The 22,022-nt window shown below is 59.4% G+C and carries 24 protein-coding genes; 16 read left to right on the forward strand and 8 right to left on the reverse strand.

Going from position 1 to position 22,022, the window contains the following annotated elements:
- The first annotated feature begins 85 nt into the window (after positions 1 to 85).
- Positions 86 to 373, forward strand: coding sequence for a hypothetical protein (locus tag EAV92_RS01335; RefSeq protein WP_123039414.1), 288 nt, complete (start codon positions 86 to 88; stop codon positions 371 to 373).
- On the opposite strand, the gene gerQ is transcribed toward EAV92_RS01335, so the two are convergent.
- Together gerQ and EAV92_RS01345 are read right to left on the reverse strand one after the other, a co-directional pair.
- The gene (gene gerQ, locus EAV92_RS01340; protein WP_241158403.1) at positions 357 to 929 is read right to left on the reverse strand and encodes a spore coat protein GerQ; all 573 of its coding nucleotides are present in this window, start codon (positions 927 to 929) and stop codon (positions 357 to 359) included. The genes EAV92_RS01335 and gerQ overlap by 17 nt on opposite strands.
- Positions 930 to 949: 20 nt before the next feature.
- Positions 950 to 1,372, reverse strand: a complete 423-nt coding sequence (locus EAV92_RS01345; RefSeq protein WP_123039415.1) for a cell wall hydrolase — start codon at positions 1,370 to 1,372, stop codon at positions 950 to 952.
- Between the two features lie 239 nt (positions 1,373 to 1,611).
- Between EAV92_RS01345 and cyoE the strand changes: the two genes are divergently transcribed.
- Both cyoE and EAV92_RS01360 read left to right on the forward strand, forming a co-directional pair.
- The gene (gene cyoE / locus EAV92_RS01355; RefSeq protein ID WP_123039417.1) at positions 1,612 to 2,469 is read left to right on the forward strand and encodes a heme o synthase; all 858 of its coding nucleotides are present in this window, start codon (positions 1,612 to 1,614) and stop codon (positions 2,467 to 2,469) included.
- A gap of 5 nt (positions 2,470 to 2,474) precedes the next feature.
- Entirely contained in the window at positions 2,475 to 3,104 is a 630-nt protein-coding gene (locus EAV92_RS01360) for an SCO family protein (RefSeq protein WP_123039418.1), read from the forward strand.
- Positions 3,105 to 3,162: 58 nt separating this feature from the next.
- Here the strand turns inward: EAV92_RS01360 and EAV92_RS01365 are convergent, their stop codons facing one another.
- Both EAV92_RS01365 and EAV92_RS01370 read right to left on the reverse strand, forming a co-directional pair.
- Positions 3,163 to 3,525 carry a DNA primase gene (locus tag EAV92_RS01365; protein ID WP_123039419.1) on the reverse strand — a complete coding sequence of 121 codons (363 nt, stop codon included), beginning with the start codon at positions 3,523 to 3,525 and terminating at the stop codon, positions 3,163 to 3,165.
- A 296-nt stretch (positions 3,526 to 3,821) separates the two neighbouring features.
- Positions 3,822 to 5,024, reverse strand: coding sequence for an MFS transporter (locus tag EAV92_RS01370; RefSeq protein ID WP_123039420.1), 1,203 nt, complete (start codon positions 5,022 to 5,024; stop codon positions 3,822 to 3,824).
- Between the two features lie 178 nt (positions 5,025 to 5,202).
- Between EAV92_RS01370 and EAV92_RS01375 the strand changes: the two genes are divergently transcribed.
- From EAV92_RS01375 to EAV92_RS01405, 7 genes are all read left to right on the forward strand, one after another.
- On the forward strand, positions 5,203 to 5,652 hold the full coding sequence (locus tag EAV92_RS01375; RefSeq protein ID WP_123039421.1) for a hypothetical protein: 450 nt from the start codon (positions 5,203 to 5,205) through the stop codon (positions 5,650 to 5,652).
- 58 nt (positions 5,653 to 5,710) lie between these two features.
- The gene (locus EAV92_RS01380) at positions 5,711 to 6,850 is read left to right on the forward strand and encodes a transglutaminase domain-containing protein (protein ID WP_123039422.1); all 1,140 of its coding nucleotides are present in this window, start codon (positions 5,711 to 5,713) and stop codon (positions 6,848 to 6,850) included.
- 74 nt (positions 6,851 to 6,924) lie between these two features.
- Complete coding sequence (locus EAV92_RS01385) at positions 6,925 to 8,955, forward strand: peptidoglycan D,D-transpeptidase FtsI family protein (protein ID WP_123039423.1); 2,031 nt, start codon at positions 6,925 to 6,927, stop codon at positions 8,953 to 8,955.
- Between the two features lie 129 nt (positions 8,956 to 9,084).
- Positions 9,085 to 9,828, forward strand: coding sequence for a Cof-type HAD-IIB family hydrolase (locus EAV92_RS01390; RefSeq protein ID WP_123039424.1), 744 nt, complete (start codon positions 9,085 to 9,087; stop codon positions 9,826 to 9,828).
- 6 nt (positions 9,829 to 9,834) lie between these two features.
- A complete protein-coding gene (locus EAV92_RS01395) occupies positions 9,835 to 10,344 on the forward strand; it encodes a DUF456 domain-containing protein (RefSeq protein ID WP_123039425.1) in 510 nt (169 codons plus the stop codon).
- Positions 10,345 to 10,378: 34 nt separating this feature from the next.
- On the forward strand, positions 10,379 to 11,110 hold the full coding sequence (locus tag EAV92_RS01400; protein WP_123039426.1) for a ThuA domain-containing protein: 732 nt from the start codon (positions 10,379 to 10,381) through the stop codon (positions 11,108 to 11,110).
- Positions 11,111 to 11,116: 6 nt separating this feature from the next.
- Positions 11,117 to 12,748, forward strand: coding sequence for a putative polysaccharide biosynthesis protein (locus EAV92_RS01405; RefSeq protein WP_123039427.1), 1,632 nt, complete (start codon positions 11,117 to 11,119; stop codon positions 12,746 to 12,748).
- On the opposite strand, the gene EAV92_RS01410 is transcribed toward EAV92_RS01405, so the two are convergent.
- Positions 12,745 to 13,965 carry a DUF2515 family protein gene (locus EAV92_RS01410; RefSeq protein ID WP_164472592.1) on the reverse strand — a complete coding sequence of 407 codons (1,221 nt, stop codon included), beginning with the start codon at positions 13,963 to 13,965 and terminating at the stop codon, positions 12,745 to 12,747. The two genes, EAV92_RS01405 and EAV92_RS01410, sit on opposite strands and share 4 nt — an antisense overlap.
- 129 nt (positions 13,966 to 14,094) lie before the next feature.
- On the opposite strand from EAV92_RS01410, the gene EAV92_RS24360 reads away from it, so the two are divergent.
- The 5 genes from EAV92_RS24360 (at position 14,095) to EAV92_RS01430 (ending at position 19,039) form a co-directional block, all read left to right on the forward strand.
- Entirely contained in the window at positions 14,095 to 14,445 is a 351-nt protein-coding gene (locus EAV92_RS24360; protein ID WP_164472593.1) for a thioredoxin family protein, read from the forward strand.
- A 177-nt stretch (positions 14,446 to 14,622) separates the two neighbouring features.
- Positions 14,623 to 15,567, forward strand: coding sequence for a COX15/CtaA family protein (locus tag EAV92_RS01415; protein WP_123043501.1), 945 nt, complete (start codon positions 14,623 to 14,625; stop codon positions 15,565 to 15,567).
- A gap of 27 nt (positions 15,568 to 15,594) precedes the next feature.
- Positions 15,595 to 17,361 (forward strand): UbiD family decarboxylase, encoded by a 1,767-nt coding sequence (locus EAV92_RS01420; protein WP_123039429.1) that lies wholly within the window; start codon positions 15,595 to 15,597, stop codon positions 17,359 to 17,361.
- A gap of 161 nt (positions 17,362 to 17,522) precedes the next feature.
- On the forward strand, positions 17,523 to 18,245 hold the full coding sequence (locus EAV92_RS01425; protein ID WP_164472594.1) for a Cthe_2314 family HEPN domain-containing protein: 723 nt from the start codon (positions 17,523 to 17,525) through the stop codon (positions 18,243 to 18,245).
- Positions 18,246 to 18,268: 23 nt separating this feature from the next.
- The gene (locus EAV92_RS01430) at positions 18,269 to 19,039 is read left to right on the forward strand and encodes an SDR family oxidoreductase (protein ID WP_123043502.1); all 771 of its coding nucleotides are present in this window, start codon (positions 18,269 to 18,271) and stop codon (positions 19,037 to 19,039) included.
- Between the two features lie 54 nt (positions 19,040 to 19,093).
- On the opposite strand, the gene EAV92_RS01435 is transcribed toward EAV92_RS01430, so the two are convergent.
- Positions 19,094 to 19,342: a NifU family protein gene (locus EAV92_RS01435; protein ID WP_123039430.1), complete on the reverse strand. Its 249-nt coding sequence runs from the start codon at positions 19,340 to 19,342 to the stop codon at positions 19,094 to 19,096.
- Between the two features lie 98 nt (positions 19,343 to 19,440).
- Between EAV92_RS01435 and EAV92_RS01440 the strand changes: the two genes are divergently transcribed.
- Positions 19,441 to 19,707, forward strand: a complete 267-nt coding sequence (locus EAV92_RS01440; protein ID WP_123039431.1) for a YuzB family protein — start codon at positions 19,441 to 19,443, stop codon at positions 19,705 to 19,707.
- A 29-nt stretch (positions 19,708 to 19,736) separates the two neighbouring features.
- Here EAV92_RS01440 and EAV92_RS01445 read toward each other — a convergent pair whose 3' ends face one another.
- Together EAV92_RS01445 and mqnE are read right to left on the reverse strand one after the other, a co-directional pair.
- The gene (locus EAV92_RS01445; protein ID WP_123039432.1) at positions 19,737 to 20,798 is read right to left on the reverse strand and encodes an NAD(P)/FAD-dependent oxidoreductase; all 1,062 of its coding nucleotides are present in this window, start codon (positions 20,796 to 20,798) and stop codon (positions 19,737 to 19,739) included.
- A 77-nt stretch (positions 20,799 to 20,875) separates the two neighbouring features.
- Entirely contained in the window at positions 20,876 to 21,946 is a 1,071-nt protein-coding gene (mqnE, locus tag EAV92_RS01450) for an aminofutalosine synthase MqnE (RefSeq protein ID WP_123043503.1), read from the reverse strand.
- Positions 21,947 to 22,022: the final 76 nt, after the last annotated feature.

Below are 22,022 nucleotides of genomic sequence, written 5' to 3' on the forward strand. Positions count from 1 at the left end.
ACGTCTCCTTCTGTGCTGCATTCTCACGGTCGAGGTACAGTACAGTATGGACGTCGTCCGCCATTCTTATGAAGGAGAGCCGTGTATGATCCTTTTTTGCGAATATGCGATTCCGGAGCCGAACCGTGAAACGTTCCGTTCCTGGGCGGCAGCCCGTCCCGAATTATGGCAAGGTGGAGAGTTGATGGAAAACGTGACGCAGCCCGGCGTATTCGTGGAAATTTGGCCGGTGGCAGACGAATCCGCGGCGCTCCGCAAACAAAAAGAACGCCTCGACGGGCGTTCCGATTGGAAACAAATAGAGGCCTGGGTGAAAGGCGGCGCCGAGGGCGTGCGCGTGTGGACGTTCCGTCCGATCATTCCTCGCGGGTAAGCCCCATCGTGCCCATGGCTCCGGCTGAGCCGAACGGCAGCGTATAATTGAGCGGCTGGTCGAACGTAATGTAGTCCAGGTTGACCGTGAGCAGGAGAAAACGCTTGCCCGTCGTGGGGTCGCTGATGATGATGTGGTCGCGGCCCGCGGCTTCCAGGACGCCTTTAAACACTTTGGCGTTCCATTCGCAGTTGTTCTCGAACGTCATGTAAATCGTGGCGACTTTGCCGAGGTTCATGCGCAAAATATTTTCCACGTAAGATTCTTCGGTTCCGGCCACGCCGGGAACGACCGTCCCGCCGGGCGTCATGGGTAAGCCGCTCGGCACGGAAGGAGGCACCGCCCCGGTCATCGTCGGCATCATGCCGGGTACGCCTCCTACGAGGGGCGTCGTGCCGGGTATCGTACCGGGAAATCCGGCGCCGGGCATCGGCATCGTCGGCATCGTCGGCATCGCCGGCATCGTGCCGGTTACGCCTCCCACTCCCGTCATCGGCATGTTCAATCCGGCCGTACCTCCTGCTTGGGGATACCCGGCCCAACTTCTCATGTACATCGATTCCATTCCTCCTTCATTTAATAAACGCGGGGGCATTCGGATGCGGCCGGCGCAAAAAAGCAATGCGCTTTGAATCGGCCGGTGTTCCTTTGGCCGTACCAATTGCCGGGACAAGAGCCTGCAGGACGGAAAAACCAAAGCGCGTTCGACGCGGGATGGGTCCGCTCGCCGTTCACCGCTCTAGTGGCCAACCGGGTATACTTCCCGCGCGCCCTCTGGTAAAAATAAGGTTTCTGTGCCGCTTCGAATCCGCCCGGGGATTGAAAAACCATGTTCGGGATCGAGCGGATGTTCTTGAAGTCGAGGCAGTTGCCGAGCACCCGGTTCACGCCGACGTTGCCGACCATCAGCATCCCGAGCTCGCCTTCCCCCTCGGCTTCCGCGCGCATGAGCCGGCCGAGCATTTGGATGTCGCTGCTGCTTGCCTTGATCACGGCCATCGGATGTGCCATCCCTTCTTTTTTTCGCAATAGGCAGTTGCCGCATTACAGTGTATTTCGGGCGCCCTTTTTTGGTGAATCGGAATCCGGAAAACGGCGGAAGTTCCCAGGATGGACACACGTAGTGGCGATTTGATGAACACGGGAGCGCGAACATTGTCATTCGCTTTCCAAATGGGTATCATGGAAAGCATAACGTTCGCCTCTTGTTTTTTCGGGGACTAGTCAGGAGGAACACCGTGTTCAAAGATCTTGTGGCCCTGACCAAACCGCGCATCATTCGGCTCAACCTGATTGCGGCATTCGGCGGTTTCTGGGTCGCTTCCAAATGGGATATCGATGTATGGCTGCTAATCTGGATGCTTCTCGGCTCTGCGCTGACGATGGCATCCGCTTGCGTTTTCAACAACTATCTGGACCGCGATTTCGACACCAAAATGGCGAGAACGCAAAACCGCGCGCTGCCGCAAGGCCGCATGAAACCGTCATTCGTGCTCGGATATGCGGTCGTTCTCGGCGTAATCGGCTCGGCGATTCTGTTTATCCTCGTCAACCCGTTGACCGGCTGGCTCGGGCTGCTTGGCATGTTCGTGTACGTCGTCATTTACACGATGTGGCTCAAACGCAACTCGACCTGGAGCACGTCCGTCGGAGGCATCTCCGGCGCGATGCCGCCCGTGATCGGGTACTGCGCGGTGACGAATACGGTGGACGAAGGGGCATGGATCCTGTTCGCGCTCTTGTTCCTATGGCAGCCACCGCATTTTTGGTCACTTGCCATCCGCAGACGAGAAGAATACCGCGCGGCCGGATTCCCGCTGCTGCCGGTCGTCAAAGGCGTGACGCGGACGAAGTGGCAGATGCTTCCTTATATCGCGTTGCTGCTTCCGGCTTCCATCCTGATGAACACTTACGGTTACGTGGGCAAATATTTCTTGATTCTGTCGCTGGCCTTGGGCGTCGTTTGGCTTGTCCACGCTTTGACCGGGCTGCGTGCCAAAGACGACGAAAAATGGGCGAAAGCCGACTTTTTCCTCTCCATTAACTACTTGATGGTTATGTTTTTGGTCATGATCCTCAATACGAACGGAGTGTAACGACTGTGGAACAAGAGCAAAAAACGGCCGTGAGCCGGAAGCGTTACACGTTCCCCTTGATCGTGCTGGCGGTCTGCCTCGTGCTGGGAGGCTACATCCTCTGGAGTCAAAACAGCACCTCGAAGTATCCGAAAGGCGCGGACTTTTCCTACACCGATACGGATGGTCAAACGGTCACGCTGAAAAACACGAACGGCAACGTCCGCCTGCTCTATTTCTTCTACTCCTATTGCCCGGACGTATGTCCGCCGACGACTTTCCTGATGTCGCAAGTGCAGGACGAGCTCAAGAAGACCGGAGACTTCGGCAAGGACGTGGAATTCCTGTCGGTCACGATCGACCCGACGCGGGATACCCCGGAGCGCATGAAGGAGTTCGGCGGCAAGCTCGGCGCCGACTTGAGCGGATGGAAATTCCTTCGGGGCGACGAGAAAGCGACGGCCGAGCTGGCCAAGAAATACCAGATTCTCGTCACCAAGGATGAAGAGGGCAACTTCGGGCATATGAACCTGATCGTGCTCCTGGATAAGAAAGGCAGAATCCGCGATTGGATTTCCGCCAACGATTACTTCGCGAACGGCAAGGATAACCTGCCGCTCAGCGATTTCGTCAAAAAAATCACCGATTTGCTGTAACGACAAGGCCGCCTCCCGAGTGCGTTCGGGGGCGGCCTTTTTTTGAAGGACGGCTGGGTTAAATAGGGGAGGGGCTGTAAGGCGCCGGCTCCGGGTACAGAATGTATTCTCCCAGCCCCGCTTTCTCCAACTGCTGGATGAGGTAATCTTCCGGCGTTCCTTCGACGCCTTTGTAGCCTTTGCGGGTATAGATATGCTCCGCGTCCGGAAACGTGTCGCGAAGCATGCCGCGGATCCGACGGCCGGAGGAATCGTTGTCCATGAAAAGGAATACTTGGCGGTTTCCGACGGCTTTGCGCAAAGCTTCGATCCGGCCGCTGTTCAGCGTTCCGAACGTGCAGTGCACGGGAATCCAGGGCGATAGGACGCGGGAAAGGCGGCTTTTGTCGTTTTTCCCTTCCACGATGATGGCGATATCCATGGCGTGAACCCCCGTTTCGCGGCGTTTGGCTTGATTCCTGTTGGGAGTATTGTACCACGAAAGGGCAGGAGGTACTTCAGGTCAGCCCAAGTTCCAACACGATCACGAGCAAAATGAACAAAATCAGGACCAGCAAGCTGAAAATAAGCCGGAGTGGATATTCGCGCGCGTGCGCCATTCCCGTTCCCCCCGTTTCTTAGCCCGATTTCCTTCGTCCCCGGCAATGGCCGGAACGGGCGAGGGCCTTGATGCAGGATATGCGCCGGGCAGGGGTTTGACGCGGGCGAATACCCGGATCAGGCGGGAGGAATGGCGGGACGTCCTTCCCAGCCGTCGTGGTACACGCGGCGGGGGTACAGCAGAATGAGCGCGGCCATCAACGCGAGAAACGAAAGGAAAAACGGAGACATATGGCCGCGTATCGCCCCTGCGGCCACGGGGCCGATGAAGGAGCCGATGGACATGGAAATGGACAGGAAAGAGAACGTTCTTCCGTAGCGGCCGGCGCCGCTCAATTGCAGCAGGAAAGACGTCATCGCCGGGAAGATGACTCCTTTGGCCATGCCGAGCGCGAACAGAACCGCGGCGAGAGGGACGGGCCAGCCCGACGCCAGCGCGTAATAGCCGGCGGCCAGCAGGCACAATCCGGCGATCGTCCGGGAGTAGGGCAGGTAGCGGTTCAGGAAGAGCAAGCCCAGCGTAGCGAGGGCGCCGAGGCTCATGACCGAAAAAAGCAGTCCCGTTGCCAGCACCTCGTCGCTCGTGCGGGCGCGCATGGGGAGCTCGAAGGACAGGATGCCTTGGGAGCAGGAAAGCGCGATGGGCAGGATGAACACGATCCACGGGAACTTCCCATTTTCCCGAGGGAAGGGGGCCGCGTCTTTGCCCGAGCGTCCGGGTTCCGCTTCGATTTGCGATTCTCCCGGCACGCCTTCGGCGTTCATGGGCAGCTTGGCCGGCTCTTTGATGAACGCGATCGAGGTTAAACCCGTAAACAGCAAAATCCAGCCCAGCACCGTGAACGAAGCGTTGAAGCCGATCGTGGCGGCCAGCCATGCGCCGGCGGCGGGAGAGACGACCGACGCGATCGTATGGACGAGACCGTTGCCGGCCATCAGCTTGCCTTGGTGGATATGGTTGCGGGCCATCCGCGCGAGAAGCGCCATGCAGGCCGGGGACAGAAACGCCAGGACGAACCCGCTCGCCGAACGGATGTACAAGAGCTGCCAGGGGTCGGTGACCCTCGCCTGAAGCAGCAGGAGAATGCCCGCACCGGTCAAGCTGGCGGAAATGAACAGGCGGCTGCCGAAGCGGTCCACGCCGTAACCCGCGAGCAGATTTCCGGGAAGGTGGGTGATGGAATACATGCCCATGACCAGGCCGATGAACGACGGAGCCGCTCCGAGCGAGACGGCGAAGGGCGTCAGCATCGGGTATTGGGCGTGCAAATCGAAGAAGGCGACGAACAGGAAAAAATAGAGCCAGACGGCAGTTTTCAATGGACGGAACCTCCCTTGTCCGCAGGCGGCGGCATATCCTACTTGTACGTCGGAGCGCTTCGGGTTATGCCCCTCGTTTACGGGGTACAAGTCCGTAAGGTATAATGATCGAGATGCCTGTTCGCAAGGTTTATCGCCCTTATTCATGGATGTTATCGTCAGAGGAGAGTCGGTCTTCATGTTCAACCCAGAGTCCTGGACTCCGGATGCATGGATGCAGTTCCTGAAAGATCACTGGATCGTCGTCGCAGCCGCCATCGTCGTCATTTTCGTCATCATGAAACTCGTCCAGACGGTCGTCAAATGGCTGCTCATCGCGGCGATCGTCATCGGCGTGGCCGTATACGGCGGCTACAGCATCGACGATTTGTCGGCCATCGGCTCCAAAGTGGAAGCGACGGCGAAGGACCAGGCGATCAAAGCGATGGCCGGGGAAGTCTCCAAGGCCGAGTACAAAGACAACGGAGACGGGAGCTACACGATCAAGACGCCGAACCTGGAACTGAACGGCGTTCCGAACTCCGGCGAAGTGTCCGTCAAATACCAGGGCTTGTCTCTGGGCAAGTGGAAGGTGGAGGGGGCGGTCCGCACCTTGATCGAGCAATCCCGCGCCGCCGCCAAAAAGTAAATCTCGTAAAGTCCCGCTCCCCTCGCGGGCTATTTTTTCTTCACGGGAGGGTGATAAGATGTCCGGTTGGTTCGCGTGGAACGTGCAGGAGACCAATCTGGTCACGGCCGTCCTGCTGGCGATCGTCGCCCTGTCGCTGCTCCAAGGCATTCGCAAAGGGGGGGGCGGGTCCGCCAGGCAGCTTTTTTCCTTTCTGATCCACTCGGTCGTGACGGTCGGGGCCGTCGTTCTGTCGGCCTATGCCGCTTCCTCGGTTTCCGCCCGCCTCAGGGAATGGCTGATGGAGACCGGACTCACCCGGCCGTCGCCGGGAGCGAGTTATTTCAAGCAATTCAGCTATACCGTGATGGCCGGCCTCCGGGACTTGCCGTTATTCCGGTTTGCCGTCGTTTTTCTTCTGTGCTACATGATCATTCGGCTTCTCACCGGCTTGTTCACCCGGTGGTTCGCGCTGATCGGCTCCGCTCCTTTCGCGCTGTTGCCGTCCGGCGGCGTCGTGGGACGGTCGGCAGGCGGCGCCATCGGCGCGGCGATGGGAGCGGTAAGGGCGCTGCTGCTGACGGCGCTGCTGTTCGGATACTGCGCGCTGTTCCCTCAAGGTCCGTATACCAGCTACATCGAGCAGTCGGGCCTGTACCGGGAGGTCGCGGCCCAAGTGATCCGCCCCGCCGCGGGGCCGCTGCTGGAAAAGCGGCTTCCCGTCTTCGCCCAAGCGATGTCGGGAGAGCTGGATCAGCTCTGGCTGCGCCGATACGACGTCATCGACGCGGAAGTGCCGGACGATATCGTGCGGGCGGCCAAGGAGATCACGAAGGATAAGACCGGGGACGAGGCCAAGGCACGCGCCCTGTACGAATGGGTAGGCTCCCGGATCGCCTATGACCATGATAAGGTGACCGCCTACGAGGTTCGCGGGGAATGGCGGGAACAGAATCCGGAGCAGACGTTCGAAACCAGAAAAGGCGTCTGCATCGACTACGCCCGGCTGTATGCCGCGATGGCTCGCGCCGTCGACCTCGACGTCCGTGTCGTGACCGGGCAAGGCTATGACGGACGCGGCGGATTCGGGGCGCATGCCTGGAACGAGGTCTACTTGTCCGAGACGGGCAAGTGGGTGCCGCTCGATCCTACGTGGGCGAATTCGGGGAACTGGTTCAATTCCCCAAGATTTTCCGACACTCATATTCGGCAAGCTTAACAACTTATCGGCGCTCTTAATCGTCTATGTACGGGATGCAAGTTCAGCAACGCAAAGCAAGGAGGGTTTCGCAAGTGAGCAATTCCACGACGGAAGAAGCGCAAAAAAAAGAATTGCGCAATCGGCGCCATTTCAGCTTCCGTTTGAACGTGTTCTTTTTCGCGACTTTTTTCGTTTTCTCCGTTTTGATCGTTCGTTTGGCTCTCCTGCAATTCGTGGACGGGCCGACTTTGAAAGCCAAGGAGCATGAAATCGGGACCCGGAACGTGCCGATTCCCCCGATCCGCGGCAATATTTACGATTCGACCGGCAAACCGATCGCCTACTCCTCTTCGACGCAGTCGCTGTACTTCACGCTGGAGCCGGGGACGAAGAAGGAAAAAGGCCAGGAATTGGCCGCGAAGCTGGTCGAGGTATTCAACAAATACGGCAGCAAAACCGCGAAGCCGCTGACGGCGGGCGAAGTTTTCGATTACATGGACTTCGACGGCGCGGTGCATCTCCCGTTCCAGCCCCGGCGGATCAAGTCCGGGCTGAGCAAGGAAGAAATCGCGTATTTCTCCGAGCACCGGGAAGAGTTCAAAGGCATCGACGTCGTCGAAGAGAGCATCCGCCAGTACAGCCCCGACAAAGTCGCGGTGCAGCTCGTCGGCTACATGAAGAAGCTGAGCGGCGCGGGCTCTCTCACGAAGTACAAAGACATTAAAACCGAGGAGACCGATCCGACGCTTAAATACCTCGATACCGAGGAAGTCGGCTTCGACGGCCTGGAGCTGATGTACCAAGACGAGCTGCGCGGCCGCAACGGCCTCAAATCGTATCCGGTCAATAACGAAAGCCGGATCATCGGACCGATGCAACTGACGAAGCCGGTCAAGGGGAATAACCTGTACCTGACGATCAACGAGGACGTCCAGCTCGCGACGCAGAAAGCGATCATGGACCACCTGCAGTTTTTGCGGAATTCGCCGGCGACCTCCATGTACCACGACGGCTACCAAGCCACGACCGGCTACGCCGTCGCCATGGAAGTGGACACCGGGAAGGTCGTCGCGATGGCCAGCATGCCGGACTACGATCCGAACTTGTGGCAAGGGGGCATCAGCTCCAAGGACTACGACGCCGTGAAGTTTTTCACCGGCAACGGGACGATCCGCGAGGTTCAGGCTCCTTACGAGGACAACAAGGAACGCAGCAAGCACCCGTCCTCGCTCGTTTACCTGGGTTCGACGCAGAAGCCGCTTTCGGTCTTGGTGGGATTGTCGGAAAAGCTCATCACGCCTTCGTCCACCTTCAACGACATCGGTTATTTCGCGTTCGGCGCGACAGGGCATGAGGTGAAGGTCCGCAACTCCCACAACGCGGTCAACGGAACGCTCACCCCTGCCAGGGCGATCGAGAAGTCCTCCAACGCCTTCATGTCCGCGATGATCGGCAATGCGCTGTACCTGAAGAAAGGCGACGCCGGCATCGACATTTGGGACAGCTACATGAAGCAGTTCGGCTTGGGCGTCTCGACAGGCAGCGGATTGCCGGGCGAAAGCAGCGGCTTTATCAACTATACGATCGAAGCCAAGAAGGCGAGTACCCAGTCCGCTCTCGTCTACGCTTCTTTCGGACAGCAAGGTCGCTATACGGCGCTGCAGCTGGCGCAATACGCGACGATGCTCGCTAACCATGGCAAACGGCTGAAGCCGCAGTTCGTGAACGAAATCAAAGACGCGGCGGGCAACGTCGTGCAGCCTTATCAGCCTGAGGTTCTCAATACGGTCAGTTTCCCGGATTCCTACTGGAAGACGATCGAAGCCGGGATGTCCAAGGTCAGCGTGAAAGGCTTCGACGACTTCCCCTATGAGTTCATGAGGAAAACGGGGACCTCCGAGCAGGGCGTCGCGGGACAGCTCGTCGAGAACGGCGTGTTCATCGCTTACGCGCCCGCGAAAAACCCGAAACTGGCCGTCGCGGTCGTCGTACCGCAAGGCGGCTTCGGCGGCTGGGCGGCGGCTCCGATCGCGCGCAAGATTTTCGACGCGTACGATGCCGCCGTCGGGCTGACCGGCACGCCGCACAAGTCCACTACCCCGCCTATCCCGCTAACTTATTAGATGGATGTCTAAATCAAACGGCGCAAAGTCACAACGATCCGCTCCCCCAAGGAGCGGATTTTTCGCAAATGTGGTAGAATGACGATGAATTAGGCATCCGGCTGGGATGGAAAGAGAGGAACTGACAGCATGCCGCGATATCGCTTATTGGCGCTGGATTTGGACGGGACGCTGCTGAACGAGAACAGCGAAATCAGTCCCGGCAATGCGGAGTGGGTAAAGCGCGCCCAAGAAGCCGGCGTCACGGTGGTTTTGTCCACCGGCCGGGGATTTCCGAGCGCACTTCCGTTCGCGGAGCAGCTCGGACTCGACAATCCGATGATCGTCGTGAACGGCGGGGAAATCTGGCGCAAGCCGCATGAGCTGCACCGCAGGACCTTGCTGGATTCCGACATCGTCAACCGCCTGCATCAATTGGCGCAGAAGCACGGCGACACCTGGTTCTGGGCGTACTCGACGGAAAATATCTACAACAAAGAACGCTGGGTCGACGACATCGGCTCCCGCGACTGGCTGAAATTCGGTTACTATACGGAAGAGCTCCCCGTGCTGCAAGCCATTTTGGATGAAATCCAAACGTGGGGCGGACTCGAGATCAGCAACTCCTCTCCCTTTAATCTGGAAATCAATCCCGAAGGCGTCTCCAAAGCGACGGCGCTCGAGGAAGTATGCCGGCTGATCGGCTGCGACATGTCCGAGGTCGCGACGGTCGGCGACAGCCTGAACGACATTGCCGCGATCCGGGCCTGCGGACTCGGCGTCGCGATGGGCAACGCGCAGGAGGAAGTGAAAGCGGCCGCCGACTTCGTGACGGCAAGCCATTTGGAAGACGGAGTCGCCTTCATGATCCAGGAATACGTGCTGAAGGACTGATCGGGGATGGACATCATCGGTTGGCTGCTCATCGCGGCATTGTTCGCGCTGGGCATGGCGGGTGCGGTGTTCCCGGTGCTGCCGGGTGCGCTCGCGATTTACGCCGCTTTCTTCGTGTACGGCTTGTTCTTCTCGTTCGAGCCGTTCGGGTTCTGGTTTTGGACGATCCAGACACTCATTGTCGCGCTGCTCTTCGTCGCCGATTACCTCGTCAATGCCTGGGGGGTAAAAAAATACGGCGGCTCCAGGGCTTCGGTCATCGGCAGCACGATCGGCATCCTGATCGGGCCTTTCGTCATTCCGGCGTTCGGTTTGGTCATCGGTCCGCTCGCCGGCGCCGTGCTCGGGGAATGGATCGACGGGGTCGCCCGCGGCGTCCGCTTGGACAAGGCCTTCTTCGTCCGTTCCCTGAAAGTCGGCTGGGGCGCGTTGGTCGGACTGCTCAGCAGTACGGTCGTGAAGGTGCTCCTGCAGCTGGCGATGATCGTCATTTTCGTCATTTGGCTTGTTTTTTGACTCTATTCGCGCACATTTCAAGGAGGAAACGTACATGGTACGCGTTACGGTATGGAATGAATTCAAACACGAGCAAATCCACGAGGAAGTGCGCAAGGTATATCCGGAAGGCCTGCACCGTGCGATCGCCGCAGGACTGGAAGGCGACGCCGATCTGAAAGTTCGCACGGCGACCCAGCCGGAACCCGAGCATGGGCTGACGGAAGAGGTGCTGAACGATACCGACGTGCTGGTCTGGTGGGGGCACATGGCGCATGACGAGGTGGACGATGCCATCGTGAACCGCGTCCACGAGCGCGTCCTGAACGGGATGGGGCTGGTCGTGCTGCACTCCGGCCATTTCTCGAAAATTTTCAAAAAGCTGATGGGCACGGGCTGCGATCTCAAATGGCGCGAAGCCAACGAGAAGGAGCGCATTTGGACGGTGGATCCGTCCCATCCGATCGCCGCGGGCATCCCGGAGTATTTCGAAATCAAGCCCGAGGAAATGTACGGAGAGCACTTCGACGTTCCGGCGCCGGACGAGCTGATTTTCGTCAGCTGGTTCGAGGGCGGAGAAGTGTTCCGCAGCGGCTGCACCTGGCATCGGGGTCAAGGCAAAATCTTCTACTTCCGTCCCGGCCACGAGACGTATCCCACTTATTTCGATCCGACCGTCCGCCGCGTAATCGCCAACGGCGTCAAGTGGGCGGCACCTTCCGGCGCGGCCAAGCCGGTGCGCGGCAACCACAAGCCGCTGGAAGCGATCAAGGGAATTGAGGCGTAACGACAGGTGAAAAAGGACACGCTGCTTAAAGGCACGCTCATCCTCGCCGCGGCGGCTCTCGTGGCGAGGGCCCTGGGCATCCTCCAGCGGGTGCCGCTGGAGCATGTGCTGAGCGATAAAGGCGACATCTACTACGGTGTGGCTAACAACGTTTATTTGTTTCTGTTGGTGGTGGCGACGGCCGGTTTACCGAGCGCCGTCAGCAAAATGGTGTCCGAGCGTTACGCGCTCGGACGCGAAGACGAAGCGCGGCAAATCTACCGCGCCGCCCTTCTGTTCGGTATCGCGGCAGGCCTGGTCATCACGCTGCTCATGTTCGGCCTCGCGCCGCTCATTGCCGGACCGATCATGCACGAGCCGGGAGCGGCCGCTTCGATCCGGGCCATCGCGCCTTCGCTGCTGCTGTTTCCCATCATTGCGATGATGCGAGGGTACTATCAGGGCCGCCATTTCATGGCGGCGGGCGGCATGTCCCAGATCATCGAACAGATTCTCCGCGTGGCGGCGGCGATCGGGATCGCCTTCTCTTTCGCGGCGTGGGGCTGGGGAGACGAATGGATCGCCGCCGGCGCGTCGTTCGGGAGCGTGTTCGGCAGCATCGGCGCTTTCCTGGTCATGCTGTACTACGGCCGCAAGCTGTCCGCGGCAGATAAACAGGCAGGAGGCAGCGTTGACCGGAAAGCATCGGTCAAGCTGGCGCTCGCCGGCATTTACCGGGAATTGTTCCGGCTTTCCGTTCCGATCATCTTCACTTCCGTGACCGTGCAATTGACGTATACGCTGGACTCGATTCTGATCAAACCGCTACTGAGCGGCCACTTCGCGCCAGACACGATTTACGAGTGGGGCAGCGTACTCGTCCAGCGCGCGCAGTCGATCGCGGGCATTCCCGTCATCCTGGCGGTGGCCCTGGGCCAGTCCATCATCCCGGTCATTTCATCCGCCCACGCGACGGGAGACCGCAACAAAGTCGGCAAGCAAGCTTCGCTCGCGATCCGGATCGCCGTCTTCAGCGGCATGCCGGTCGTGCTGCTGATGTCGGTCGGCGCTTACAGCGTGAACGGGTTCCTGTTCAGCTCGGACGCCGGCAGCCTGATCGTCGCCATGCTGACGTTCGGCACCATTTTCCAGATCGGCATGATGATCACCAACTCGATGCTGCTCGGGATCGGCCAGCCGCGCAAAGCGACGATGCACGTCATCACCGGCATGCTCATCAAAGTCATCCTCAGCTTTGCGCTGGCTCCTTGGCTCGGCGTTTACGGCCTCATTTTAGCGACTTCGGTATGTTTCATCTGGGCGCTCGGCTTCAACATCCTGAGCCTCAAGAAAAGAACGGCCCTCCAAGTCATCGAAGGCCGCCGTTGGGCGGGGTTCCTGGCAACGGTCGTGATCGTGGCTGCCGTCCTGTGGGGGCTTCAGAAGGGCGTTCTCGGCCTGCTGGGCGGACTCCCGGAGAAGGTCGGATTCCTGTTCTCCTCGGCCGTCATGGGACTGGCCGTCCTGGGCGTATATCCGACGCTTCTCGTCCTGCTGAACGTCATCACCCGGGAAGAAACGGATTCTTATCCGAAGGCGGTCCGAAAGCTGCTGGCTCCTATATTCAAGCTGCGCGGAAGCCGGGCAACGGGATCCTAACGGATTCTGGCGGCCATACGGACGGCCGTCTGCCACTTCCGCTGACCGAACAGATGCTCGGCGGTCATGTCGAGAATGCGCGGCGGCTTCGGCTTGGATACGTAATGCAGCGCCTTCGGATCGCGGAACCAGTCCGGCAGTTCGGATTGCGGCAGCGGTTGGTCGGGCCATGCCTCCAGCAATGGAGGGCTGTACCATCGCTTGGCGGCGGGGTTTTCTCCGGAAGGAGAAACTCCGCCGCTTTTTTGCTGCGAGGCCGCGGTGAAGCGCTCCGGCCAGTAGTCGGCCCGGGAGCCCGTATGAGGGACTTTCGCCGCGAAATAGACCGCGCCGGTCAATACCCGCGGATAAGCGAAAAGCATGCCGTACAGGCATTTGCCGAAAGCGATCCGCTCATCCAGGTTCGTGAATTTCTCGAGCACTCTACCGGCCAGCGTCAAGGAACGGTCTCTTCTCGAATCCGGCTGCAGCAGCGGGAACAGCAGCTGGTTCTCCTGCAGGAAGGGAAGCATCCGGAAGCTCAGGTCGAACACGCGCTCGCGGAAGAAGGAGTTTTCCACGACGGGGGCTTGGATGACATGCTGTTCGTTGACGATCAGCGCCACGGTGAGCAGCGGCGATTCCCGCGTCACCCAAAAACGCTCCCAAAACGGAGACATGAAGGAAGAGACGCCGAACGAGGGAAGCAGGCCGAACAGGGGGGCGCCGGCGCGGCGGCTTTCCGCGTAAACGCGCAGCTGGGGATAAGCGTCACGGAAAATGAGGGCGTTGCAAGTTTCGAGCAGCTTGAATTGGTCGGCCGCTTTATCTTCGTCGAGCAGGTACGGCAGCCATTCTCCCTTCAAATCGGTCATCGACCAGCCGCCGTTCCGCGACACCAAATGGGCCAGCAGCGCCCAATGGAGCTCCGGGAACTCTCTGTAAAGGTTCCAATACGCCTGCGTGCGGGTGACGTTATTCCGGTTCCAGACGTCCGTTTCCTTGCGGATGCGCTCCGCCAGCTCCCTCTCGAACGGTACTTCCGGTCCCCGGACGATGGCCCGGGACGGCGTGCGGGTTTCCTTGCTGTCCAGAATCGCCGCCATCTCCCGTATTGATTTTCGCGACAGGGGCAGCTCGGCCCGTTCCGCCGTCAAGCGGGCGGAACGTCTCCAAACGGACGTTTTACGCCAAAAGCCCTTCGCCAACGCGCCTGCCGATCGCCAAATCGAATTCACCGGTTCAAACCCCTTTTCCGTTTTCAGACCCTGCCTATAGCGTGACCGAATACTTGTAGAGGAAATCCCCCAAGCGTATAATATCCGTACGCGAATCGCTAAAGATTGGAACCACGAGGAGGAGTCGGCATGCAGCGCGTCTCGGATGAAGCGGAATTCCGCCGGTTGACGGCGGGGGACGGATTGACGGTCGCCGTGTTCAAGGCGGCTTGGTGCAAGGATTGCCATTTTATCGAACCCTTTATGCCCGACGTGGAGCAAGCATACGCCGATCGCATCTCTTTCTTCGAAGTCGACCGTGACGAGATGCCGGATCTTTGCTCGGAGCTGAACATTTTGGGCATTCCCAGCTTCATCGCGTTCCGGAACGGACAGGAATTGATCCGGTTCGTCAGCAAGCTCCGCAAAACGCGGGAAGAAATCGAAGAGTTCCTCAATCGCGCCGTCGCCGTAGCGGCAGCCATGCCGGCGCAAGCTTGACCGGACTATCCGTCGGTAGTGGACGGAACGCGCCGCCGAACCCCGTTTCGGCGGTTTTTTCATCGTGATGGCCGGAGGCAGATGTCACAGTTTGAACATGGTATTGGGGGTTGCGCTTCTGTATAATGGGAAATGGCCGTTCAAGTGCCTACTTTCACAAAGAAATCGGGGATGGGCATGACCCTGCAAAGATACAAAATTCTCGCTTTCCTGACCTGCCTCGGCATGTTCGTCGTCTTGATCGCAGGCGTTCTCGTCACCAATACGGGCTCGCAGGCGGGCTGCGGCACCGACTGGCCGCTCTGTAACGGAAAATTCATTCCGGCCTACACGTTGGAATCGCTCGTCGAATATTCCCACCGCGTGATCAGCGGCGGCGTCGGCTTGTTGGTCGGCGCGACGTTCCTCGTTACGCTGCTGTGGAAACCGGTCAAACGCAAGGAACCGATCGCGTACGCTTCGGCGTCGCTGTTCTTCACGTTCCTGCAGGCCGCGCTCGGTGCGATGGCCGTCGTCTGGCCGCAGTCCGACGCGGTACTGGCCCTCCATTTCGGCATTTCGCTGTTCGCGTTTACGAGTACCTGGCTGCTCTATACTTATGCCTCCCGAACGGCGTCGAACAAAGGACAACCGGCAAGCGTGGCCGCTTCCGGAGGCGCGGTGTCCGGCCGGATTCCGCGTTCGGTCTACCGGTTTACGGTCGGCGTGCTCATCTATTGCTACGGGGTCGTCTATCTCGGCGCTTACATCCGGCATACCGGTTCGGGCGGCGCCTGCGCAGGCTGGCCGTTATGCAACGGGGACGTGATCCCCGAAATGACCCATTCGGTCAGCATTGCCTTCGCGCACCGGTTGGCGGCACTGCTGCTGCTGATCGTCGTCGTCGCGCTCGTCTTTTTCGTCCGCAGGCAGACAGGGGCCGGTTCCGAGCCTTCGAAAATCGCGGGTTACGCCCTGTGGCTCGTGTGCTTCCAGGTGCTCAGCGGCGGGCTGCTCTCCGTCACGATCGGCGACCACAACGTTTACGTGTTTACCGGATTGCTCCATACGATCATCATATCCGCGTTATTCAGCGTCATTTGCCTGCTCGCCTTGCGCGCCCGGCATTTGTCCGCAAAGTAAGACGAAAATCGGAGGCGGAATTCCGACATGATCTTTTCTTCTCTGCGGCCCTTTCTGGAGACCCTTCGCCGCGAAGGGCAGCTTGCGGTAATCGAAGCGCCGGTCGATCCCGTGCTCGAAATCGCGGAAATCCACCGGCGGGTGATTGACCGGGAAGGACCCGCTTTATTATTCACGAACGTCAAAGGAAGCCCGTTTCCCGTCGTGACGAATCTGTTCGGGACGAGCCGCCGAGTCGATCTGGCGTTCGGCCCCAGACCCGAGGCTTTGACGAAACGGCTGGTCGGCGCGATCGATACGCTGATCCCTCCGACGCTGCCCGCTTTGTGGCGGGAGAAGGACATGCTGCTGGATCTCATGAAGGTCGGCATGCGCAGCGTATCGCAAGACCAGGCGCCCGTCCTGCAAGCCTCCAGAAGGCAGAAGCCGCTGGAAGGCTTGCCTGTCATCACGAGCTGGCAGGAGGACGGCGGACCGTTCGTCACGCTTCCTCTCGTCTATACCGAGCATCCGGACCACCCTAAGCAGCACAATCTGGGCATGTACCGGATGCAGATTTTCGACGCCGATACGACGGGCATGCATTGGCAAATCCATAAAGGCGGCGGCTTCCACTACCACGAAGCCGAGAAGCGCAACCGGGCGCTGCCGGTGTCCGTGTTTCTGGGCGGGCCGCCGGCGCTTATCGCCTCGGCGATCGCGCCGGTGCCGGAGAACGTGCCGGAGCTGCTGCTCGCTTCGCTGATCCTGGGCGGCAAGCTGCCGATGGCGGACAACCCGCTGGGCGGCCACCGGATTCCGGCGGAAGCGGAATTCGCGATCGTCGGCAAGGTACCGCCGCACGAACGTCGGCCGGAAGGCCCGTTCGGCGACCACTACGGCTATTATTCGCTTCAGCATGATTTCCCGGTCTTCCATGTCGACCATGTGTGGCACCGCAAAGACGCGATTTACCCGGCGACGGTCGTCGGCAAACCGCGGCAAGAGGACTACTATCTCGGCGAGTTCCTGCAGCGGCTGCTGTCTCCGGCGTTCCCGATGGTCATGTCCGGGGTGAAAAGCCTGTGGACGTACGCCGAGACCGGCTTCCACTCCCTGGCGGCGGCCGTCGTCCGGGAGAGTTACTCGCGGGAAGCGCTCGGAACGGCGTTCCGGATTCTCGGGGAAGGGCAGCTCACGCTGACCAAGTTCCTGATGCTGACCGACCGTCCGCTTGACCTGGGGGATTTCCCGCGGCTTCTCGAGACGGTGCTCGAACGGTTCGACCCGGCGCGGGATTTGGTCGTGTTCGACAATACGTCGCACGACACGCTGGATTACACCGGTCCCCGGCTTAACCACGGAAGCAAAGCCGTGCTCATGGGCGTCGGGGAGCCCGTTCGCGAGCTGCCTGGCGAATATCAGGGCGGCGCGCTTCCCGGTATCGACCGCGTCAAGCCTTACTGCAGGGGCTGCCTTGTCGTTCAGGGCGCCTCCTATTCGGACGATCCGCAGCTTGCCGCCCGGCTGGCGGAGTTCCTCCACTTGGCGGAATCGCCTTGGCCGCTCGTTATCCTCGCGGATGACGCGGATATCGTGAGCGGGCAGACGCCGTTCCTGTGGACGACGTTCACGCGGTTCAATCCGGCCGCGGACATCTATGCCGCCAGCGAGCCCGGACGCCATCATATCGCCTATAAGCTGCCGATCGTCATCGATGCCCGCATGAAGCCGGGTTACCCGGACGAGTTGTTCCCGCGGGAAGATATCGTCAAACGGGTAGACACCCGCTGGTCCGAATATTTCCCGCGTTAATCGCCAAATCCAAGGCTCCGAAGGCTTTCGTCTTCGGAGCCTTATTGTTTACAGCCGCACCGTTCGGGGACTTTGATCGGTTGAGCGCCCGGCTATGCATGCGTTACAATGAAGTCATACGGAGGTTCGCCCGCAAGGGCGTGCCGCGGGAGGATAATCGATTGCTCAGATCGCTGCTCGGGGAGGCGCCGGGCCAATGGGAAGGTCTTCTCGGGGAGACGGACCGCGCCATGGGCGCTTTCATCGGTTTAGTAAGGGAACGTTCTTCGGGAAACCCGGAAGAAGCCGTCCGGTTTCGCACCTACGCCATATGGGCGGAGGGACTTCGCCGTTCTCTGGAGGAGCTGGAAGAGAGCATTTTCGCCGCAGGCTTTTTCGCCGCGCGGATTCAGCATGAACGCTGGGGCGAGCTGTCCGGTCCGGAAAAGAAGGATTACGACCGCCACGTCTATTTTGATAAAAACGCCTATATCCGTATGTTCTCGCTGCTCGATAAGCTCGGGACGTTGATGAACGATTTGCTCGGCCTGAAGACCGAGAAGATCAAGCCGAAGTTTTCTTACTTCACCGTGCTTCGGAGAATGCGCGAGACCGGAAGGTATCCTGAACTCGCCGGACCTCTTACGGCATTGAAGGAAACCAACCGCGATGCGATGAACCGGCTGCGGACGAGACGGAATACGGAGATTCATTTTATGAACGCGGAATTGCAGGACGATCTGTTTGCCGAGAAAGCGGCCCATGGCCGGGAGGCGGGGGAAACGGGGAGGCTGGAAAACCTCTCCGTCAATTTGGCCGACTTGCGGATGGGCTGGGACATGGTATTGGGGACGCTGGAGAGATCGTTTCGGTATGCATGCGATCGGCTGCGGCATCGTCCATGACGGAGGGGGAGCGGAAGACGTTGCTGACGGGCAAAACGGCGCTGATCACGGGAAGCGCCAAAGGATTGGGCCGAAGGACGGCCTTCGAACTGGCGGCTTCCGGTTGCGACGTCGCTTTGAATTACGTGAAAAGCCGGGAAGAAGCGGAACGGCTTGCGGAAGAGATTCGGGCGATGGGGAGGCGGGCCTTGGCCATCCAGGCCGATATCGCCCAGGCGGACGAAGCGGAACGGTTGGTTTCGGAGGTAGAGCGAGCGCTGGGCACCGTCGACATTCTCATCAACAATGCCGGGCCCTTCATCCGGGAGCGCAAGCTGTTCGCCGATTACCGTCCGGAAGACATCCATTACCTGATGAACGGCAATCTGGTCGGCACGATGCTGCTCGACCACCGCGTCCTTCCGGGGATGAGAAGCCGGGGGTGGGGAAGGATCATCCACTTCGGCTTCGGCCATGCGGGCGAAGCCCGCTCTTGGCCCCATCGGGCCGTGTACGCGGCAGCGAAAGTCGGGCTGGTCTCTTTTACCAAGACGCTCGCCGTGGAAGAAGCGGGAAACGGGATTACGGTGAATATGATTTGTCCCGGCGATATCCGCGGGGACAATAAGGAGAAGGGAATCGCGGAAGTCGCGGGCATCCCGGACGAGGAATCGCCGCGGGGCAGGCCGGGAACGGGTGAGGACGTGGCGCGCGTGATTACGTTCCTTTGCCAGCCGGAGTCCGATTTCATCACGGGCAATACGATCGACGTATCGGGAGGACTGGATCCCATCCGGACGAGCGTGAAAAAATAAAAAGGTCCCGCCGAATGGCAGGACCTCTTGAAACCTTATGGCGAAGAAAACGAATCAGAACACTTGAACGACTTCTTCGATTCCTTCCACTTCTTCGAGAAGCGCGCGCTCGATGCCGGCTTTCAGCGTGATCGTGGAGCTCGGGCAGCTGCCGCAAGCGCCCATCAGGCGAAGCTTGACGATGCCGTCTTCCACGTCCACCAATTCAACGTCGCCGCCGTCCCGCTGCAGGAAGGGACGCAATTTATCGAGCACCTCGAGCACTTCGTCGTACTGGGTCGTGCTTTGTACGCTGTCACTCATGGTCATCCACTCCTTTCAAATTCTATTATAGTACAAATCATTCCGATTTCAAACGGAAGTTCGCGCGAACGGGCGGGGCTTCCGGAAAGGAAAACCGCATGCACATCGTAGAATTTTGCGTCAGCAACATGCACCACGGCACCGATAAAGTGTTGGAGAGGCTGGAACAGGATCCGCGCATCGAGGTCATCGAATACGGATGCCTCGGAAATTGCGGGGAGTGTTACCTGTCCCCTTACGCGCTCGTGAACGGAGAGTCCGTCGTCGCGGAATCCGCAGACCAGTTGTTTGACCTCATCCAGCAAGAAATCGACAAGCAGGAGGCCGACAAAGCCGCGCTCGACAAGCTTCTCGACGATCTGTAAGCCGAAAGTAACGGCGCTTCTGCCGGAATTTATCCGAGATGGTGTTTGCTCATCCACAACACGCCGCTTTTGAGCACGCGGGGAACACGGCCGATAATCGGCGTCGAACCCATGAGCCCGAAACCGGCTTTTTTGCCGAGGGAGCCGAGCACGCCTTTGAGTTTGATGCGGCCGAGCTTCGGCTCTTTGCCGTCCCAGCGGGCCTTGATGACTTGAGCGACTTGCTTACCCATGGCTTCCGCCAATTGGCCGCTCGGCGAGAATGTGGAAGACGCGCAGTCGCCGACCACGAACACGTTGGGAACGTCCGGCAACTCGTGGTATTCGTTGACGGTCAGACGGCCCTGCTTGTCTTTCGGAAGATCGAGGTTACGGACCAGCGGGACCGGCTGGATGCCCGCCGTCCATACCGTCACGTCCGTCAAGATCGCTTCGGCGCCGTTATGGATGACGCCTTGCTCCAGAGACGTGATGGAGATGTGGGACCGCATCTCGACGTCATGCTCGTGGAACCAGGAAGCCACGTATTTCTGCAGCCGCGGCGAAAAGCCGTTCAGGATGCTGGCGCTGCGGTCGAGAATCCGGATGTTGATGTCGGGACGGCTTTCACGGAGCTCGGACGCGATTTCGACGCCGCTCAGGCCTCCGCCGACGATCGTGACTTGCCCGCCGGGCCGGACATCGTTCAATTGCTGGTAGGTCCGCCGGGTGGCCGACAAGGACTGGATGCTGCAGGAGAATTCGGAAGCTCCCGCGATGCCGTGATAATTGTCGGTGCAGCCCAATGCAATGACGAGGGAGTCATACGGGAGCGGGTCATGCCCGGATACGGCCACCGTCCGCCGTTCGAAATCGACTCCGGCGATTTCCCCGTAAACGACCTCCAGCTGCGGATGAACCGGAAACGCCACGCGGATGTCCACGTCGGTCACCGTACCGGCCGCCAGCGCGTAATACTCTGTTTTCAGGCCCTGATAAGGCATCCGGTCCACCAGAAATATTTTGGCGCCCTTCGGAAGATCCGATTCCAGCAATTCATGGACGACCGTCAGTCCTCCATAACCTCCACCCAAAACCACTACATTGTTCACTTGCCTTACCCCTTTTCCTTCATCGTCCGTTTAGTATGGCACAGAAGAGACCCCGTCTACCCGACGGGGCCGGCTTATCATTCATATACCCGAATTTCGTTGTAGAACGTGTCCCGCTCCACGGGGATCCTGCCCGCGCCTTTGATCAGCCAGATCAGATCCTCGCGCGTGATGCCGGCCGGCGTCAGCGCCCCGGCCGAGTGGCTGATCCGCTCCCGCACGATCGTGCCGTGGGCGTCGGATGCGCCCATGGTGAGCGCCACTTGGGTCAACTGGGTTCCGATGTTAATGAAGTAAGCCTTGATATGCTGAATGTTGTCCAACATCAGCCTGCTGATCGCAATCGCCTTGAGATCTTCGAAAGCGGAATTGCGCCGCCGGATGCCGGCGTTCGGGCTGATCGGCTGCATCGAGAGAGGAATGAACACTTGGAATCCGTTCGTCTCGTCCTGCAGCTCGCGGATGTGCAGCATGTGCTGCACGCGTTCTTCCACCGATTCCACCGAGCCGTACAGCATCGTCGTATGCGTGCGCAGCCCCAGTTGGTGGGCCGTGCGATGAACGTCCAAATACTGCTCGATGTTGGCCTTGTCCACTTTCATTTTTTTGCGGTATTGATCGGAAAGGATTTCGGCGCCGCCCCCGGTCAAGGACTCTAAGCCGGCAGCGACCAGTTTCTCGAGCACTTCCTTATAACTGAGCCCGGAGATCCGGGAGAAGAAGTCGATTTCCGCGGCGGTGTAAGCTTTGATCGTGACGTCGGGATACCGTTCCTTGAGCGCCCGGATCGATTCGACGTAGTAGTCGAACGGAACGTGGGGGTTATGCCCGCCGACGATGTGGAATTCGCGGACGCCGGGGTGGATGTGCTGGTCCACGTAAGCGATCATTTGTTCAGGCGTCAGGGTATAGGCTCCCTCGTCGCCCTCGTCTTTACGGAAGTTGCAGAAAGCGCAGTGCGCTTCGCAAACGTTGGTAAAGTACAAACTCATGTTTTCGATGAAATATACTTTTTTGCCGTTTTTGCGGAGATTGACCTCATTGGCCAGTTGGCCGATCGTAAGCAGATCGTCGGAACGGTAGAGGAAAACGCCGTCTTCGAGGCTCAACCGTTCGCCGTTTCTCACTTTCTCCGAGATTTCGGCCATCCGCTGCGCAGCGTTCGTCGTGACAAGTGTCAATGTACCTGCCTCCTTGTCGGTCTGGAGTCGTATTTGTGAAAAA

It is taken from the genome of Cohnella candidum, assembly GCF_003713065.1.
Classification (GTDB): Bacteria; Bacillota; Bacilli; order Paenibacillales; family Paenibacillaceae; genus Cohnella; species Cohnella candidum.

Coding starts and splice junctions, on each gene's coding strand:
- EAV92_RS01335 (WP_123039414.1), top strand. CDS start 86: ATGATCCTTTTTTGCGAATATGCGATTCCGGAGCCGAACCGTGAAACG.
- gerQ (WP_241158403.1), bottom strand. CDS start 929: ATGTACATGAGAAGTTGGGCCGGGTATCCCCAAGCAGGAGGTACGGCC.
- EAV92_RS01345 (WP_123039415.1), bottom strand. CDS start 1,372: ATGGCCGTGATCAAGGCAAGCAGCAGCGACATCCAAATGCTCGGCCGG.
- EAV92_RS01365 (WP_123039419.1), bottom strand. CDS start 3,525: ATGGATATCGCCATCATCGTGGAAGGGAAAAACGACAAAAGCCGCCTT.
- EAV92_RS01375 (WP_123039421.1), top strand. CDS start 5,203: ATGTTCAACCCAGAGTCCTGGACTCCGGATGCATGGATGCAGTTCCTG.
- EAV92_RS01380 (WP_123039422.1), top strand. CDS start 5,711: ATGTCCGGTTGGTTCGCGTGGAACGTGCAGGAGACCAATCTGGTCACG.
- EAV92_RS01390 (WP_123039424.1), top strand. CDS start 9,085: ATGCCGCGATATCGCTTATTGGCGCTGGATTTGGACGGGACGCTGCTG.
- EAV92_RS01395 (WP_123039425.1), top strand. CDS start 9,835: ATGGACATCATCGGTTGGCTGCTCATCGCGGCATTGTTCGCGCTGGGC.
- EAV92_RS01400 (WP_123039426.1), top strand. CDS start 10,379: ATGGTACGCGTTACGGTATGGAATGAATTCAAACACGAGCAAATCCAC.
- EAV92_RS24360 (WP_164472593.1), top strand. CDS start 14,095: ATGCAGCGCGTCTCGGATGAAGCGGAATTCCGCCGGTTGACGGCGGGG.
- EAV92_RS01415 (WP_123043501.1), top strand. CDS start 14,623: ATGACCCTGCAAAGATACAAAATTCTCGCTTTCCTGACCTGCCTCGGC.
- EAV92_RS01420 (WP_123039429.1), top strand. CDS start 15,595: ATGATCTTTTCTTCTCTGCGGCCCTTTCTGGAGACCCTTCGCCGCGAA.
- EAV92_RS01435 (WP_123039430.1), bottom strand. CDS start 19,342: ATGAGTGACAGCGTACAAAGCACGACCCAGTACGACGAAGTGCTCGAG.
- EAV92_RS01440 (WP_123039431.1), top strand. CDS start 19,441: ATGCACATCGTAGAATTTTGCGTCAGCAACATGCACCACGGCACCGAT.
- mqnE (WP_123043503.1), bottom strand. CDS start 21,946: ATGGCCGAAATCTCGGAGAAAGTGAGAAACGGCGAACGGTTGAGCCTC.